We start from the raw sequence: 223 nt of genomic DNA on the forward strand, positions 1-223 counted from the left end.
CAGGGATTACGCTTCACGCTGGATATCGACGGGCAGATGCCGGAGACCTTCGCCGTTGTCCGTTTCCGCCTCACCCAGGCACTGTCCACCCCCTTCACACTCGAGGCGGAAGTGGCCAGCAACCGGTTCCGCCAGGCCGCGGACGCACTGCTGGAAAAGACTGCCGTCCTGACCGTCTGGCAGGGCATGACCGCACTGCGCCGGGTCTCCGGTGTGGTGGCGG

General features: G+C 66.4%; 1 protein-coding gene. It reads right to left on the bottom strand.

Going from position 1 to position 223, the window contains the following annotated elements:
- Positions 1–6 precede the first annotated feature (6 nt).
- Positions 7–223, bottom strand: a 217-nt coding sequence (locus GTGU_RS26950) for a hypothetical protein (protein ID WP_169741205.1), incomplete at its 5' end; no start/stop codon positions are given.

The organism is Trabulsiella guamensis ATCC 49490, assembly GCF_000734965.1.
In the GTDB taxonomy this organism is placed as follows: Bacteria; Pseudomonadota; Gammaproteobacteria; order Enterobacterales; family Enterobacteriaceae; genus Trabulsiella; species Trabulsiella guamensis.